Below are 16,904 nucleotides of genomic sequence, written 5' to 3'. Positions count from 1 at the left end.
ACTGGCCGCTGTCTCAGCTGAGACAGCGGCCAGAGCCGTTCGGGGGTCTCCTACCGGAAGGTGACCGGGAGCCGGCAGTAGCCGTACATGAAGTTCGAGTGCAGCTGCTCGGGCTCGCCGCGCAGCTCGATCGAGGTCACCGTCTCGCGCACCGACTCGACCATCGCCTGGAGCTGGGCCCGCCCCAGGAACGCGCCGAGGCAGAAGTGCGCGCCCTGGCCGAAGGTCAGATGCCGGTTCGGGGTACGGGCCAGGTCGAACCGCTCCGGCTCGGCGAAGACCCGCTCGTCGTAGTTGGCCGCGGTGTTCCAGATGGTCACCGCGGCGCCGGCCGGCACCACCACCCCGCCGATCGCGACGTCGGCGCGGGCCCGCCGGCCGAAGTGCATGGCCGGCGTCGTCCACCGCAGGATCTCCTCCACGGCGCTCTCCGCCGTGACGTCGCCGTTCTTCAGCGCCGCCCACTGCCGCGGATGCCCGGCGAAGGCGTGGATCGCCCCGATCGAGCTGAGCCGGCTGGACTCGTCGCCGCCGATGATCAGGCTGTAGCAGTTGTAGACGACCTCGTCGTGGGTGAGGAAGCTGGTCGCCAGGGTGCTGACGACGTCGTCGCCCGGATTCCCGCGGCGTTCCTCGGCCAGGTCGGTGAAGTACAGCAGCATCTCGTTGCGGGCCAGCACCATCTCGGTCTGGTCCGGGGTGTCCTGATCGGAGCTCAGCACCGCCTTGCTCAGCTCCAGCAGCTCGCGCCGGTCGCCCTCGGGGATGCCGAGCAGGTCGCAGATGGTGCCGATCGGGATCTCCTCGGCCACGTCGACGGCGTAGTCGAGGTCGCCGCGATCCCGGGCCTCGGTGATGAGCCGCCGGATCCGGGACTTGATCTGCTCGGCGACGTGGCCCAGCACCCGGGGCGAGAACGCCTTCAGCATCAGCTTGCGCACCTCCCGGTGCCGGGCGCCGTCGGTGACCGCGAGCATCTTCCCGGAGGCCGAGTCGCCGCCGGTGAGCAGCGTCGCCAGCATGTTGCCCTGCTCGGTGGTGAAGTTCTCGTGGTCGCGGTAGACGGCGATGGCGTCGGCGTACCGGGACACCGCCCAGAACTCGGGGCGGCCGCCCCGCGCCGGATGGCGGTGCACCGGCCGCTCGTCGCGGAACCGGCGCCACATCCCGGTGAGGTCGGTGTCCCGGAACGTCGCCGGATCGGCCAGGTCGACGGCGTCCAGGTCGACCGGCGGTGGCATGGTGCTGGTCAGGGTGCGCATCAGGAGACCTCTCGGGTTCGCGCGGCGATCTGCTCGAGCGTCGCGCCGTTGCGGAGCAGGTCACCGGGGGGTTCCAGACCGGCTTCCCGGGCCAGGGCCAGCACCTGCAGGATCATCAGCGAATCGCCGCCGAGTTCGGCCAGGCTGTCGTCGGCGCCGACCTCCGGCACGTCGAGCAGCCGCGCCCAGATGGCGGCGAGCACCCGCTCGTGACCGGTCGCCGGCTGTCGCCGGGGCGCCGCCGCCGGTCGGGCGAGATCCGGCAGCGCCCGGCGGTCGACCTTGCCGTTGCCGGTCAGCGGCAGGTCCGGCACCACGACGAACCGGTTCGGACACAGGTGGGCCGGCAGCGTGTCGCGCAGCGCGGCGCGCAGATCGGCCGGTTCCGCATCGGTGACGACGTACGCCACCAGCCCGGATCCGGCCGGCACGACGGCGGCGCGATCGACCCGCGGATCGGCCGTGAGGGCGGCCTCGATCTCGGCCGGTTCCACCCGGTGCCCGCGGATCTTCACCTGGTCGTCGGCCCGACCGAGGAACTCCAGCCGGCCGTCCGCGGTCCGCCGGGCCAGGTCACCGGTCCGGTACATCCGGGAGCCGGGCGGACCGTACGGGTCGGGCACGAACCGCTGCGCGGTCAGCGCGGGAGCGCCGGCATAGCCGCGGGCCAGCCCGGGTCCGCTGACGTAGAGCTCACCGGCCACCCCGGCGGGCCCCGGCAGCAGGCCGGGACCGAGGATCTGGACGGCCGTGCCCGGCAGCGGTGTGCCCAGCGGCACCGGGGCGGTCCCGTCGACGGGCGTCCCGCACACGCCGACGGTCGCCTCGGTGGGCCCGTACTCGACCCGGATGCCGGGCAGCCGCCGGGCCAGTCCGGCGCCGAGGGCCTCCCCGGCCGCGACGAGGACGCCCGCGAGCCCGGTCACCCGCGCCGCGCCCAGCTGGTCCACGAGCAGGGCCAGATGGCTGGGGGTGAGCATCATGAAGCTGTACGGCGCGTGCCGCAGCAGCTCGGCCCCGAGATCGGCCGGGTCCAGGTCCTGCGGCAGCAGGTGCACCGGCTGCCCGGCCAGCAGGGGCGCGAACAGGTTCGGCACGGTGATGTCGAAGGCGATCGACGAGAAGACCGGTGCGCCGCCGCTGCCGGTGGCGTACTCCCCGGCCGCCCAGCGCAGATAGTTCGCCAGGCCGCGGCGGGTCACGGCGACCGCGTTGGGCCGCCCGGTGGAGCCGGAGGTGGCGATCACGTACGCCAGGGCGTCCGGGTGGGTGTCCACCGCCACCGGGTGCGGCGCGGGCGGCAGGTCCGCGACGAGCACCCGGGCGGAGCCGGGAAGCCGGTCGGCGTGCGCGGCCGAGGTCAGCGCGATCCCGGTGCCGCCGAGCAGGTCCCGGAGCCGGGCGGTCGGGTGCGCGGGATCCAGCGGCAGGTAGGCGGCGCCCGCCCGCAGGACGCCGACCACGGCCGCGACCAGGTCGACGCCGCGGTCCAGCAGCACGGCCACCGTGTCGCCCGGGCCGGTTCCGCGGCGGCGCAGGTCGTACGCCACCCGGTCGGCGAGCTCGGACACCTCCCGGAAGGTGTGCGCCCGGCCGCCGGCGATCACCGCGACCGCGTCCGGGGCCCCGTTCGCCAGCGGATCGGCGAGGTCCCCGCCGTCCGCCGGGACGCCGTCGAGCCGGAACTCCCCGCCCGGCAACCGCAGCGCCCGCGGGTCGCCGTCGGGGCCGGCCGCCATCGCCTCGAGCACGGCCCGGTACATCCCGGCGAGCTGCTCCGCCCGGTCCCGCCCGAGGACGGCCGGGGTGCCGGCGATGGTCAGGAACCCCTTCACCGGGGTGCCCACCACCAGCTTGAACTCGTTCGGGCTGTCGTCGATGCACGCGTCGACCTGCACCAGGGTGGTGTCCACCTGGTGGAAGTCCAGGTAGTGGAAGAGCACGTCGACCGGCCGCGGGCCACCGCCGGCCAGCCGCGGCATGGCGGGTGACGGGAAGTGCCGGTGCGGCCACATCGCGATCTCGGTGGCGAAGGTCGCGCCGACCAGTTCCCGCCAGCTCGCCGCGCCCCGGCGGTGCGGGAACGGCACCGAGTTCAGGTACATGCCGGAGACCCGTTCGAAGCCGGGCAGCTCCGGGCGGGCGTCGCAGACGATGCCGCTGTGGAACGCGTCGTCGGTGGTGAGCCGGCTCAGCACGTGCAGGTGCGCGGCGTGCAGGACGCTCTTGTACGGCGTGTCCGCGGCCGTGGCGAGGGCCCGCAACGGGCCCTCCAGGTCGTGCAGGGGGATGCTGACCTGGTACCGCTCGTCGCCGCCGGCCGGGTCGGCCCACGCCGTCGGCACGGTGAACTTCGCGTTCCGGGTGAGCACGCCACGCCAGTACGCCTGGTCGTCGGCGGAGTCGAGGGCGGTCAGCTCGGTGGCGACGAAGTCGGCGTACCGGGCGGTGACCGGCTCCGGCTCCCCGGGCGCCAGGCCGTCGCGGATCCGCTGGTACGCGCGGAGCAGCTCCATCAGCTGCGAGTGGTAGCTCCAGCCCTCCAGGATCGGGTGGCACTCGGTGATCGACAGCCACCAGCTCTCGTCGTCGCAGAGGTGGATGTGCATCCGCATCAGCGGGGGCCGGCTCAGGTCGAACAGCTCGGCCCGTTCCGCGGCACAGTGCGCCAGCAGCCGTTCCTGCCGCTCGCCGGCGTCCAGGTGCCGCAGGTCGGTGAGGCCGAGCGGCATCTCGGCGGTGGGCAGCACCAGTTGCAGCGGCTGCGAGTAGCCGGTGAGGTCGTACGCCGTACGCATCACCGCGTGGCGTTCCACGATCAGGGCGGCCGCTCGGCGGAAGGCGTCCAGGTCGAACGGCGCCCGGTCGAGGATCCGGAACGCGGTGATGTTGTGGTAGTAGTTCTCCGGCCCGCCGGCCAGCTGTTCCAGCAGCATCCCGCGCTGGGTCAGCGAGACCGGGTAGGCGTCCACCACGTCCGCGGGCAGGGCGGCGCGGTCGGCGGCGTCGAGGAGCGCGAACGGCGCGACCGTGCCGGCGGTGACGGCCCCGGCCCCCGCGGCCAGGTCGGCGAGCGCGGCGATGGTCCGGGCCGCGAACACGTCGCGCACGCTGAGGTCGAAGCCCTCGGCACGCAGCGCGCCGGCCAGCCCGACCGCGCTGATCGAGTCACCGCCGAGGTCGAAGAAGCTGTCGTGGGCGCCGGGCGCCTCCACCTTCAGCAGGCTCGACCAGATCCGGGCGATCAGCTCCTGGATCTCTCCGCTCGGCGCGGCGTACTCGTTGCCGGTCAGGGCCTGCCGGTCCGGCGCGGGCAGCGCCCGGCGGTCGACCTTGCCGTTGGCGGTCAGCGGGATCGCGTCGAGCCGTACGAACGCCGACGGCACCATGTACGCCGGGAGCGCGTCCCGGGTCCGCCGCTCGAGGCCGGCCGGGTCGGCGTCGCCGGTGACGTACGCGACGAGACGGTCCTCGCGCAGCACCACGACGGCGTCGCGGACGTCCTCGGCGGCCGACAGCACCGCCTCGATCTCGCCGAGTTCGATCCGGTGCCCGCGCAGCTTCACCTGGTTGTCCACCCGGCCGAGGAAGTCGACCGCGCCGTCCGGCAGCACCCGGGCCAGGTCACCGGTCCGGTACAGCCGGGAGCCGGGCCCGCCGTACGGGTCGGGCAGGAACCTCTCGGCGGTCAGGCCGGGCCGGTTCACGTAGCCCCGGGCCAGGCCGGCCCCGCCGATGTAGACCTCGCCGGTCACGCCGACCGGCGCGAGGAGCATCGCCTCGTCGAGCACGTACATGGTGGTGCCGGGGATCGGGGAGCCGATCGGCACCAGGTCGGTCGTCCGGTCGCGCACGTCGAACTCCGCCGAGTTGCCGACGGTGATCTCGGTGGGGCCGTACTCCGCCGCCAGCGGGGCGCCGCCCAGCTCGGACCAGCGCTGCACCAGCCGGCGCGGGAACTCGTCGCCGGCCGCGATGACCAGGCCGGCCAGCGACCGCGCCTGTTCCGGGCTCAGCTGCCGGGTGAGCAGGTCCAGGTGGCCGGGGGTCAGCTTGACGAAGCTGTGCGGCGCGCCGGCGGACAGCAGCTCGCCCAGCTCGTCGGGGACGAAGCCGTCCGGGACGAGATGCACGGTCTCGCCCACCATCAGCGGGGCGAACAGGTTCGGCACGCCCAGGTCGAAGGCGATCGACGAGAAGAACGGCGCTCCGCCGCCGTGGCCCATGTAGCGGTCGACCGCCCAGGACAGGTAGTTGGCCAGGCCGCGATGGGTCACCGCGACGCCCTTGGGGCGGCCGGTGGATCCGGAGGTGTAGATGACGTACGCCAGGTCGTCGGGATCCGGGTCGTACGCGACCGGTGTGCCCGGCTGCGCGTCCACGTCGGTGTCCTCGTCGACGACGACGGTGACGCCGGAGTTCGCCAGCATGTAGTCGACCCGGTCCGCGGGATAGGACACGTCGATCGGCACGTACGCCGCCCCGGTCCGCCACACCCCGAGCAGGCAGGCGACCATGTCCGGGACCCGGCGCATCCGCACGCCGATCATCGACCCCGGCCCGGCGCCCAGGCCGCGCAGGTGATGCGCGTACCGGTCGGCCCGGGCGTCCAGCTCGGCGAAGCTGATCCGGGTGGTCCCGGCCACCAGGGCCACCGCGTCCGGCTTCCCGCCGAGCCGGAAGGGCCGCTCCCCGGCGGGTTCCGGGGTGCCCAGCAGGAAGTCGCGCTCCCCGGCGGACAGCGGGTCGAGCAGGGCGACCGGGACGCCGGGGTCCGCGGTGACCAGGTCGAGGAGCCGGACGTAGTGCCCCGCCATCCGGGTCGCCGTGGCCTCGTCGAAGAGGGCGGTGGCGTACTCCAGGTCGGCGGAGAACGAGGCGCCGGAGTCGCGCGCGTGCAACGTCAGGTCGAAACGGGCGACGCCGTCGCCGGTCGGCAGCAGCTCGGTGGTGAGCCCGGTCAGCGCCAGGGTGGGCTCGGGGCCGGCGCGCAGGTCCAGCATCGCCTGGATGAGCGGCTGGTCGCCGGCGGACCGGACCCGGTCGGCGACGGCGAAGAACGGCGCGTCGGCGTGGTCGAAGGCGTCCAGCACCCGGTCCCGGTTGGCGGCGAGGAGCTCGCCGAAGTCGCCGCCGCTCCAGGTGGCACGCAGCACCAGGGTGTTGAAGGCGTATCCGGCCATGCCGGCGAGCTCCGGGCGGTTGCGGCCGGACACGGCGGTGCCGACCGACACGTCGCTGACCCCGGTGTACCGCGCCAGCAGGACCTGGAAGGCGGTGAGCAGGACGACGTACGGGGTGGCCGCGTACCTGCTCGCGAGGTCGCGGATCCGGCCGGCGACGTCGTCCGGGACGGTGACCGGCACGGTCGCGCCGGCCCAGTCCCGCGCCGCCGGCCGGGGGCGGTCGGTGGGCAGTTCCAGGGGCGCGGCCCCGGTCAGCTCCCGGTGCCAGAACTCCAGGTCGAAGTCCTGTTCCTGCTCCCAGACCGCGTAGTCGGCGTACTGCAGCGGGACCGGGGCCAGCCGATGCGGCCGCCGCTCGACGGCGGCGGCGTACAGCTCGGTCAGCTCCCGGGTGACGATGCCGGGTGTCGCGGCGTCGCACGCGATGTGGTGGAAGACCGCGAGCAGCACGTGGTCGTCGGCGGCGTAGCGGATCAGCCGGACCCGCAGCGGCGCGTGGTTCGCCAGGTCGATCGGGGTCGCGGTCTCCCGCTCGAAGATCTCCCGGGTCCGGGCCCCGCGGTCGCTCGCGCCGTCCTCGGCCAGCACCGCGAGGTCCACCGGGCCCGCCTCGTGGATCACCTGCCGCGGCGGGCCGCCGGTCCAGGCGTACGTGGTGCGCAGGATCTCGTGCCGCGCCACCAGCCCGGTCCAGGCCCGCTCCAGCGCCGCCACGTCGAGTGGCCCGCGCAGCCGGAACATCAGCGGCACGAGGTATTCCGGGTTCTCCGGGTCGGCGGCGTGCAGCGCCCAGAACTGCCGCTGTCCATAGGACAGCGGCAGTGCCTGGTCGCGGCCGGCCGGGACGATGCCGTCCGGGGCGGCGGAGGTTCCCTCCAGCCGCTGACGGATCAGCTGGTCGCGCAGCGTGGAGCTCATGCGGGGACACCTCCGGCGTCCAGCTCCTGCTCGACCGAGGCACGGACGGCTTCCTCCACCAGCACGGCCAGGCCGGCGATGGTCGGCTGGTCGAAGAATCCCCGCATGGAGACCTTCACCCCGAACTCCCGCCGTACCTTGGCGATCAACTGGGTGGCCAGCATGGACGTGCCGCCGGCCCGGAAGAAGTCCTCGTCGACGCCGACGAAGCGGTCGAGCACGTCGGCCCAGAGGCCGGCGATCCGGTATTCCAGCTTGTTCCTGGGTGCGCCTGACATCTCGGGCTTCTCCTGTGTGGGCTGATCCCGCTCGTGCAGAGCGGCATAATCGATCTTGGAATTGGCGGTGAGCGGGATCCGGTCGATCGGCACGACCCGGCCGGGCCGCATGTACTCGGGCAGGAATCGGGCGGCGTGCGCGATCAGGTCGGCCGGCGCGGGCACCTCGCCCACGCAGTAGGCGACCAGCTGCTCGTCACGCAGCGACACCACGGCGGCGCGCACGCCGGGATACTCGGTGAGCACGGCCTCGATCTCGCCGAGCTCGACCCGGCGGCCGCGGACCTTCACCTGCCGGTCCGCCCGGCCGGCGAAGACCAGGGCGCCGTCCGGCAGTTCCCGGCACAGGTCGCCGGTGCGGTACAGGCGGCCGCCGGATCCGGTGAACGGGTCCGGCACGAAGCGGGCCGCGGTGAGGCCGGGCTGGCCCAGGTAACCGCGGGCGACCCCGGCGCCGCCGACGTACAGCTCACCCACCGCGCCGGGCGGCACCGGCCGCATCCGATCGTCCAGCAGATACACGCTGACGTGCGGGTACGGGAATCCGATGGCCGGCGTGCGCACCTGCTCCGGGACCCGCCAGCGGGTGGCGGCCACGGTCGTCTCGGTGAGCCCGTACTCGTTGAAGAACACCGGCACCCGGGACGCGATCTCGCTGAGATGCGCCGGGGTGGTGGCCTCCCCGCCGGTCAGCGCGGTGACGTCGCGCCGGCCGAAACCCGCGTCCAGCAGCATCTGCCAGTGCGACGGCGACACCTGGAGGTGGGTGACCCGGTGCTGGTCCATCAGGCGCAGCTGCGCCGCGTGGTCGAGGACCTGCTCGGCGTCCGCGATGACGGTGACGCCGCCGCTGGAGAGCGGCAGGAACAGCTCCACGCACGAGATGTCGAACGTGAAGGCGGCCATCGCCAGCCACGCCGACCGGTCGGTGAAGTCCAGGTTGTCCCGTGCCGCCGCCAGCATGGTCGCCAGCGACCCGTGCTCGACCTGCACGCCCTTGGGCCGGCCGGTCGAGCCGGAGGTGAACATGACGTACGCCGCGTCGCCGGGGTCGGGCTCCGGCAGCGGCGACGCGTCCCGCGCCGTGGTGTCCGCCATGAACGCGGCGTCGATGACCACCTTGGCCGCCGTCACCGAGAACATGTGCGACCGGCGGTCGGGCGCGTCGGCCGGGTCCGCCGGGACGTAGGCGCATCCGGCCCGCCACACCCCGAGCACGGCGACCACGAAGTCGGTGCTCCGCGGCAGCGACACGGCCACCACCGTCTCCGGTCCGGCGCCCAGCTCCCGCAGCCGGTACGCCACCTGCGCCGCCCGCTGCTCCAGCTCGCCGTAGGTCAGCTGCCGGCCGCCGCCGATCACCGCGGGCCGGGACGGGTCACGCCGGGCCCACCCCGCGATCTCGGCGGGTACGGTCGTGCCGAGCCGCCGCCCGGCGGGCCGGGCCAGCCGTTCCCGTTCCTGCTCGGTGAGCAGGTCGAGATCCGACAACGGGACCGCCGGGGCCGCCGACACCGCCGCCAGCAGGCGGCCGAAGTGCCGTCCCATCCGGGCCACCGTCGCCTCGTCGAACAGCGCGGTCGCGTACTCCACGAAGGCGAACAGCGAACCGTCCGCCGCGCGCTGCAGCACCAGGGTGAGATCGGTACGGGCGTTGCGCCACGCCCGCCGCGCCGTCTCCAGATCGGCCGGGTCGTTGGCGACTCCGGTGCGCCCCTCCTCGTGGAAGTTGAACATCACCTGGTAGATCGGTGTGCGGGACGGATCGCGCTCCGGCTGGATCTGGTCCACCAGCCGGTCGAAGGGGTACTCCTGATGCGCGAAGGCGCTCTGCGTCACCTCGCGCGTACCGGCCACCGCCTCGGCGAACGTCGCGTCCGGGTCCAGCACGCACCGCATCACCACGGTGTTGAGGAAGACGCCGGCGACGTCGAGGATCTCCGGCCGGGTCCGCCCGGTCACCGAGGTGCCGATCGGCACGTCCCAGCCGGCCCCGTACCGGCCCAGCAGGGTCGCGAGGGCGGTCAGCAGCACCGTGTACAGCGACGTCTGCTCGCGCCGGGCCAGCGCCTCCAGCCCGGCCGTCACGGCGGCGGGCACCTCGAAGGTCACCGCGCCGCCCGCACCGTCGCGGCGCGCCGGCCGGGGACGGTCGGTGGGCAGCTCCACGGCTTTCAGGCCGTCCAGCCGGGCACGCCAGAAGTCGAGCTGACTCTCGTCGATGCCGTGCCGGTGATGCCAGACCGCGTAGTCGGCGTACTGCACCGGCAGCGGCGCCGGCCGGCGGCCCTCGCACAGGTGCTCGATGTCGCGGGCCAGCACCACCGAGGACCATCCGTCGCAGGCGATGTGGTGGACGACGAGCGCGAGCAGGGACTCCTGCCCGGGGTTGCGGAACAGCACGGCCCGCCAGACCGGCCCCTCGGCCAGGTCGAACCCGTCCTGCAGCAGGTCGTCGAGGTCCACCGGGCCGTCCACGACCGCGGCGGACACCGGGGCGGGCGGCTCGATGACCTGGAACGGCTCGCCGTCCTCGACCACGTACCGGGTCCGCAGGATCTCGTGCCGGGCCACCAGGGCGGTGAGCGCCGCGTCGACCTCGGCGGGGGTACGCGTCCCGGGCAGTCGCAGCAGCACCGGCGCGTTCCACTCCGAGCCGCCGGGATTGATCCGGTCCATCAGCCAGAACTGGTACTGGGCCACCGACAGCGGCAGCGGCGCGCGCCGGCCGGCCCGAGTGATGGTGGGACGATCCACCTCGTTCTCCAGCAGGCGCGCCTGCGCCTCCACCGTGGTGGCGGTGAACAGGGCACCCAGCGGCAGATCGCCCAGGCGCCGGGCGAGGCGGGACAGCAGCAGCGAGGAGCCGCCGAGACGGAAGAAGTCGTCGTGCACGCCGATCTCCGGCAGGTCGAGCAGTTCCGCCCAGGCGTCGGCGACCTGCTTCTCGGCGACCGTCCGCGGCGCGACGAACTCGGCCGGGGCCAGGTCCGGATCCGGCAGCGCGGCCCGGTCCACCTTCCCGTTCGAGGTCAGCGGCAGCGTCTCCAGCGCCACGAACACGGCCGGCACCATCGCGGCGGGCAGCCGCTCGGCCAGCCACTCCCGGGCCGGGGCGGACCCGGCGACGTAGGCGACCAGCTGGCCGTCCCGGGCGGTCACGGCCGCCGCCCGTACCGCGGGGTGGGCGAGCAGTGTGGCCTCCACCTCGCCCGGTTCGATCCGGACCCCGTTCACCTTGACCTGCGAGTCGAGCCGGCCGAGGTAGCTCAGGGTGCGGTCGGGGCGCCAGCTGACCTGGTCACCGGTCCGGTAGAGGCGGGTGCCGGGCGCGCCGTACGGGGCCGGCACGAACCGTTCGGCGGTGAGCGCCGGCCGGCCCTGATAGCCGAGCGCGACGCCGACACCGCCGGCGTACAACTCGCCGCGGACGCCGATCGGGACCGGCCGCCCGGCGGCGTCGAGCACCAGCACCGACATCCCCGGCAACGGGCGGCCGATCGGGACCGGCCCCTCGGTCTGCGCCGGGTCGAACCGGTACGCGGTGACGTCGATCGAGCACTCGGTCGGGCCGTACGTGTTCCAGATCTCCACGTCGGCCTTCGCGAGCACCCGGTGACAGAGTTCGGCGTGCAGCGCCTCCCCGGCCGAGAAGAGCAGGCGCAGCGCGTCGCAGCCGGTCCAGTCCTCGGCCGCCAGCAGACGGAGCACGGACGGCACCACCTGCAGGACCGTCACCCCGTGGTCGGCGACCGCGCGCAGCATCGCCGCCGGGTCGCGTTCCGCGCCGGCCGGGGCGAGCACCACGACGCCACCGCTGACCAGCGGCGCCCAGATCTCCCACCCGGCGGCGTCGAAGCCGATGGTGGTCTTCTGCAGCACCCGGTCGGCGGCGCCGAGCCGGTGCTCCCGGACCGTCCACCGCACCCGGTTCGCGATCCCGGCATGGGTGACGACCACGCCCTTGGGCGTGCCGGTGGAGCCCGAGGTGTAGATGACGTAGGCGGGATCCGCACCGGCCGGGGCGGGCCCGCCGGACGGCTCGCCCGCTTCCGGGATCCGGTCGTACGTCTCCCCGGTGATCTCCAGCTCGGCCCCGCTGTCCGCGAGGATCAGGGCGGAGCGCCCGGACGGGCCGGACGGGTCGATCGGCACGTAGGCCGCTCCCGCCCGCCACACCCCGAGCAGCGCCGCGACCAGCTCCGGACCGCGTGACAGGCGTACCGCCACGCGGGATCCGGGACCGATCCCCCGCCCTCGCAGGTGGTCGGCGACCCGGCCGGACTCGGCCCACAGCTGCCGGTACGTGTAGGACCGCCCCGCATCGGGAGCGAGCACCGCCGGGGCGTCGGGCGTCGCCAGCGCCTGCGCCCCGACCAGCTCGGGCAGAGTACGGATGTCCTGCTCAGACATGGCCGGCCTGCTCCATGCGCCGGCGCAGGCTCAACGGGCGCATGTCGGTCCATACCTCGTCGATGTGCGCCAGGCACTCCTCCCGGCTTCCCGACGTACCCTCGGCACGCCATCCGGCGGGCAGGTCACGCCCCTCCCACCAGATCGAGTACTGCAGTTCATCGTTCAGGACGACGATGAACGCCTGCTCCTGCGACATGGGATCTCCCTCCTCAGTGGTGCGTCACCGGGGACGGGCCCGGTTGCGGCTCGATGTCGTTCTTCCAGAGGTGCGCCACCTCGCCGAAGTGGTCGCCGACCCAGGCGTCCGAGTAGACGGTGTCCACGTACCGGTCACCGCCGTCCGGGAAGATCAGGACGCAGGTGGCGCCGTCGGCGATCTCCTCGCGCAGGATCCCCAGCGCCGCGACGGTCGCGCCCGACGATCCGCCGGCCAGGATCGCCTCCCGGTGCACCAGGCGACGGCAGCCGACGACACATTCCAGGTCGCTGACGTGCACGACCCGGTCCGGCAACGACCGGTCCAGCAGGACCGGCGCGACGGACGCGCCGTGGCCGGGGATCAGGCGCCGGGCCGGCTCGGAGCCGTACAGCACGCTGCCTATCGCGTCGACGGCCACCACCGTGGTGCTGAGCCCGTTCTTGCGGATGTAGTTGGCGCAGCCGGTGAGCGTCCCCGTGGTGCTGGTGGCGGCGAACAGGTAGTCGACCTGCCCGTCCAGCGCCGCGGCGATCTCGGCCATCGTGTGCTCGTGCGCCTTGGGGTTGAGCGGGTTGGAGTACTGATCCGGCGAGTAGGCGTACGGGGTGGTCTCGACGAGCTGCCGGACCCGCCGCTTGCGCACCGACAGGAACTCGCCGGTCAGCGGGTCCGGGTCGGCGACGATGTCCAGCCCGACGTCGTAGGCGCGCAGGATCGCCAGGTTCTGCTCGGTGGTCATGGCGTCGACCACGCAGATCAGCTTCAGGTCGAAGTACCGGCAGATCTGCGCCAGGCCGATGGCCAGGTTGCCCGAGCTGGACTCGACGACCACCGACCGGCCGGGTTCCAGCACCCCGGACTCGATCTTCTCCAGGATCATGGCCGCCGCCGAGCGGTCCTTGATGCTCCCGCCGGGATTGAAGAACTCGAGCTTGCCGTAGACCCGGCCGCCGAAGTCCGGCATCAGCGAGCTCAGTTCGGTCAGAGGTGTGTTGCCTATCGCGGCCAGGATGCCGTTGAGCGGCTTGTTGAACATTGCTGTCCCCGAATCCACCGTGGTGTGCAGCGACCGGTCCGGCCCACTGCCCTCAGGAGATGACCTGGTTGTTCGGCCCCCGGGAACCCAGCGACCGCCGGTTGTCCAGGTGGATGAAACTGCGGTGCAGCCAGCGGTCCTGCCCGTCGTAGCGGGGCACGAACTGGCTGCGGCCGTGCGCCGCGATCCGGTTGTCCAGCACCGCGAGGTCACCGGGGCGCAGGACGGCGCTGCGGGACGCCGCCGCCAGGTGCTCCTTGAGCACGTTCATCGCCTGCCGTCCCCGCTCGTCGAGCGCCGAGGTGGCGTTGAAGTCGACGAGCAGGTCGGGGTCCTCGGCCGCGCCGGAGAAGACGGCGTGCCGCAGCGTCCCGGCGCCCGCGGCGGCGAAGGACGGCGGCGCCTCGGTCTCGAAACGTTCGGCCCGCAGCGCGTCCCGCACCTCGGCGGGGATCCGCGGGAAGGCCCGCCGGATCGAGCTGGTCTGCAGCGCGGCCCGGTCCTCGTGGTCGTTGCGCAAGCACATCAGCATCACGTAGTCGGGGCGGTGCGGGTGGAAGGCGTTCTCCACGTGCATCTCGAGGTCGGCCGAGCCGGCGTTGCTCTGCGAGCGCTCCCGGCCCGGGACCGGCACCACGTTCTGCACCAGGGCGCCGTCCTTCTCCTTCTGGTAGGCGATCATCTCGCCGAGGGAGAGGGCGATGAGCGCCTGCGTCGCCGCAGGCAGGGTGGCCTCCCGCTCCACCGACTCGGGCCGGGTCGGGGTGGGCGGCAGGTTGTCGGCGTCCACCCACAGGTTGGACAGCAACAGCACGCCGTCGATGCCCGGGTCGCGCTGGAACTGGCGGATCGCCTGGCGGACCCGGGTGGGCACGCGGGCGGCGAGCCGGCTGGCCACGGCCAGCCACTTGTTGTCGTCCACCAGCGCCGGAGTGGTCTGCGTGAGTTCGCGGGCGACGCCGGCCAGTTCGTCGCGCTCACCGTCGGAGAGCGTGAATCGGGTCTCGGATCCCGTGTCGATTACGGAAGTCGCGGTCATGCCGTACAGGAAAGCGAGAACCCCTATACCCGGCCCATAGAGGCGCTTGCACACCGAAATATAGGCCCCGCGGGGAGCGTGCTCTCAGAATCTTCGATGGAGGAGGCCGGTCCTTGCTCGCGTTCACTCCCGTACCGCCGCTAGGCGGACACCCGCTCCTGATCTTCCTGTTGCAGCTGGGTCTGCTGCTGCTGGTCGCCACCCTGATGGGGATGCTGGCCCGGCGGCTGTCCATGCCGGCGCTCGTCGGCGAACTGCTGACCGGCGTGCTGCTGGGCCCGTCGCTGCTCGGCAGCACCGCGCCCGCGGCCTTCCACTATCTGTTCCCGCAGAATCCGGAACAGGTCCACATGCTCGACGCCTTCGGCCAGGTCGGGGTCCTCCTGCTGGTCGCGATCACCGGCCTCCAGCTGGATCTGAAGTTCATCCGCCGGCACAAGTCCACGGCCGCGAAGGTGAGCCTGCCGGGCTTCGTCATCCCGCTGACCCTCGGCGTCGGCGCCGGCCTGCTGGTCCCCGTCACGCTGCTGGCCCCCGGCTCCGACCAGGCCACCTTCGCGGTGTTCATCGGGGTCGCCATGAGTGTGAGCGCGATCCCGGTGATCGCGAAGACCCTGATCGACCTCAACATGCTGCACCGCAACGTGGGCCAGATGATCCTGATGACCGGCACGGTGGACGACCTGCTCGGCTGGATCGGCCTGTCGGTCGTGACCGCGATGGCCACGACCGGTCTGCGCGCCGCGGGGATCGGCCTGGCTCTGGCGTACCTCATCGGTGTGATCGTCGCGGCGTTCCTGCTCCGCCCGCTGGTGCGCAAGCTGATGCTGGCGACCCTGCGTAACGGCGAGGCCAAGATGACGCTCGCCGCCGCGGTCGCCGTCATCATGCTCTTCAGCATCGTCACGCATCAGCTCCACCTCGAGGCCATCTTCGGCGCCCTGCTGGCCGGGATGCTGATCCGCAGCGGCGGCCCGGAGGTGATGGCCCGGCTCCTGCCGATCCGCGCCATCGTCGCCGCCGTGCTGGCCCCGATCTTCTTCGCCACCGCGGGGCTCCGGATGGACCTGACGGCGCTGGCCGATCCCGACGTCCTGACCACCGCGGCCGCCCTGCTGGTCATCGCGATCGTGGGCAAGTTCACCGGCGCCTTCATCGGCGCCCGGCTGAGCCGGCTCAACCGGTGGGAGGCGATGGCGCTCGGCGCCGGGATGAACTCCCGGGGCGTCATCGAGGTGGTGATCGCGATGGTCGGCGTCCGCCTCGGTGTGCTGACCCCCGCCATGTACACCTGCATCGTGCTGATCGCGGTGGTGACCTCGCTGATGGGGCCGCCGATCCTGCGGTACGCGGTGGCCCGGCTGGAGCCGACCGCCGAGGAGCGGCTCCGCGAGCGTGAGAACGATCCCGTCCCGTCGGCGGTGGGAGTGCCCTCCGCCGTACCCCAGGAGGTCCGATGAGCATCACCCCGCAGTTCAGTGTCATCTCCGGCGCGCAGGTGCGTGACACCCTGGCCGGCCGGGAGAAGGCCGTGGTCGACCTGGTCGCGCAGGCGTACCGGCTGCACGGCGAGGGCCGGACGGTCAATCCGGACTCGTACTTCCTGCGCTTCCCCGACCGGCCCAGCGATCGGATCATCGCGCTGCCCGCCTCGGTCGGCGGTGACGTCGACGTGCACGGGATCAAGTGGATCGCCAGTTTCCCCGGCAACGTGGCCGCCGGTGTTCCGCGCGCCTCGGCGGTGCTGATCCTCAACGACACCCGTACCGGCTATCCGTTCGCCTGCCTGGAGAGCTCCATCATCAGCGCGGCGCGCACCGCGGCGTCGGCCGCGCTGGCCGCGGCGCGGATCACCGAGGCCCGCGGGGTCCGGCCGCGGCGGATCGGTTTCATCGGGACCGGGCTGATCGCCCGGTACATCCACACCTACCTGGACGCGGTCGGCCTCACCGGCGAGGACTACGCGGTGTACGACCTGTCGCCCACCTACGCCGGCCAGTTCCGCGACCACCTCACCGGCGCCGGGGCCGCCACGGTCGAGGTGCGCGACAGCGCCGCCGACGTGCTGCGCGACAGTGACCTGGTGGTCTTCGCCACGGTCGCGGGCGAGCCGCACGTGCACGACCCGGCCCTGTTCGGCCACAACCCGGTGGTGCTCCACGTGTCCCTCCGCGATCTGGCGCCGGAGATCATCCTGTCGTCGTACAACATCGTCGACGACGTCGATCACTGTCTGAAGGCGAACACCTCGCCGCATCTGGCCGAGCAGGCGACCGGGAACCGCGACTTCCTGGCGGGCACCGTCCACGACCTGCTCGAGGGGAACCTGACCGTCCCGGCGGACGAACCGGTCGTGTTCTCCCCGTTCGGCCTCGGCGTCCTGGACCTGGCGGTGGCCCGTTACGTCCACGACCAGCTCGCCGGCGACGGGACCCTGCGGGAGGTGCCGGACTTCTTCGCCGAGATGAAACGGTACGGGTGACGGCCCCGCCGCACAGCAGGGTTAACCATGCTGTGCGGTGGTATGGGCAGCACGGTCGAAAGCCGCGTTCCGGTGCACCAGGCTTGAG

The 16,904-nt window shown here is 72.9% G+C and carries 8 protein-coding genes; 2 read left to right on the top strand and 6 right to left on the bottom strand.

Translation table 11 applies throughout. The features are described from left to right. Positions 1-50: 50 nt before the first annotated feature. From Aut01nite_RS31695 to Aut01nite_RS31670, 6 genes are read right to left on the bottom strand one after another with little or no spacing between them, the layout of a single operon-like run. Complete coding sequence (locus tag Aut01nite_RS31695; RefSeq protein WP_043525074.1) at positions 51-1,262, bottom strand: cytochrome P450; 1,212 nt, start codon at positions 1,260-1,262, stop codon at positions 51-53. Next, positions 1,262-7,366: a non-ribosomal peptide synthetase gene (locus Aut01nite_RS31690; RefSeq protein ID WP_052163712.1), complete on the bottom strand. Its 6,105-nt coding sequence runs from the start codon at positions 7,364-7,366 to the stop codon at positions 1,262-1,264. Before Aut01nite_RS31690 ends, Aut01nite_RS31695 begins: the two co-directional genes overlap by 1 nt. After that, positions 7,363-12,057: a non-ribosomal peptide synthetase gene (locus Aut01nite_RS31685; RefSeq protein ID WP_204037748.1), complete on the bottom strand. Its 4,695-nt coding sequence runs from the start codon at positions 12,055-12,057 to the stop codon at positions 7,363-7,365. The genes Aut01nite_RS31690 and Aut01nite_RS31685 overlap by 4 nt, the downstream gene beginning before the upstream one ends. Next, the gene (locus Aut01nite_RS31680) at positions 12,050-12,256 is read right to left on the bottom strand and encodes an MbtH family protein (RefSeq protein ID WP_043525073.1); all 207 of its coding nucleotides are present in this window, start codon (positions 12,254-12,256) and stop codon (positions 12,050-12,052) included. The genes Aut01nite_RS31685 and Aut01nite_RS31680 overlap by 8 nt, the downstream gene beginning before the upstream one ends. Before the next feature lie 13 nt (positions 12,257-12,269). After that, positions 12,270-13,295, bottom strand: coding sequence for a 2,3-diaminopropionate biosynthesis protein SbnA (gene sbnA, locus Aut01nite_RS31675; protein ID WP_043525072.1), 1,026 nt, complete (start codon positions 13,293-13,295; stop codon positions 12,270-12,272). Between the two features lie 52 nt (positions 13,296-13,347). After that, complete coding sequence (locus Aut01nite_RS31670) at positions 13,348-14,334, bottom strand: TauD/TfdA family dioxygenase (protein ID WP_043525071.1); 987 nt, start codon at positions 14,332-14,334, stop codon at positions 13,348-13,350. Positions 14,335-14,447: 113 nt separating this feature from the next. Between Aut01nite_RS31670 and Aut01nite_RS31665 the strand changes: the two genes are divergently transcribed. Further along, the gene (locus Aut01nite_RS31665; RefSeq protein ID WP_043525069.1) at positions 14,448-15,794 is read left to right on the top strand and encodes a cation:proton antiporter; all 1,347 of its coding nucleotides are present in this window, start codon (positions 14,448-14,450) and stop codon (positions 15,792-15,794) included. Then, complete coding sequence (gene sbnB, locus Aut01nite_RS31660; protein WP_043525068.1) at positions 15,791-16,816, top strand: 2,3-diaminopropionate biosynthesis protein SbnB; 1,026 nt, start codon at positions 15,791-15,793, stop codon at positions 16,814-16,816. Before Aut01nite_RS31665 ends, sbnB begins: the two co-directional genes overlap by 4 nt. Positions 16,817-16,904: the final 88 nt, after the last annotated feature.

Origin of the sequence: Actinoplanes utahensis, assembly GCF_016862455.1 — a bacterium.
Taxonomy (GTDB): domain Bacteria; phylum Actinomycetota; class Actinomycetes; order Mycobacteriales; family Micromonosporaceae; genus Actinoplanes; species Actinoplanes utahensis.
The sequence above is the reverse complement of the archived record's forward strand: the minus strand, read 5'-3'. Positions and strand labels throughout refer to the sequence as shown.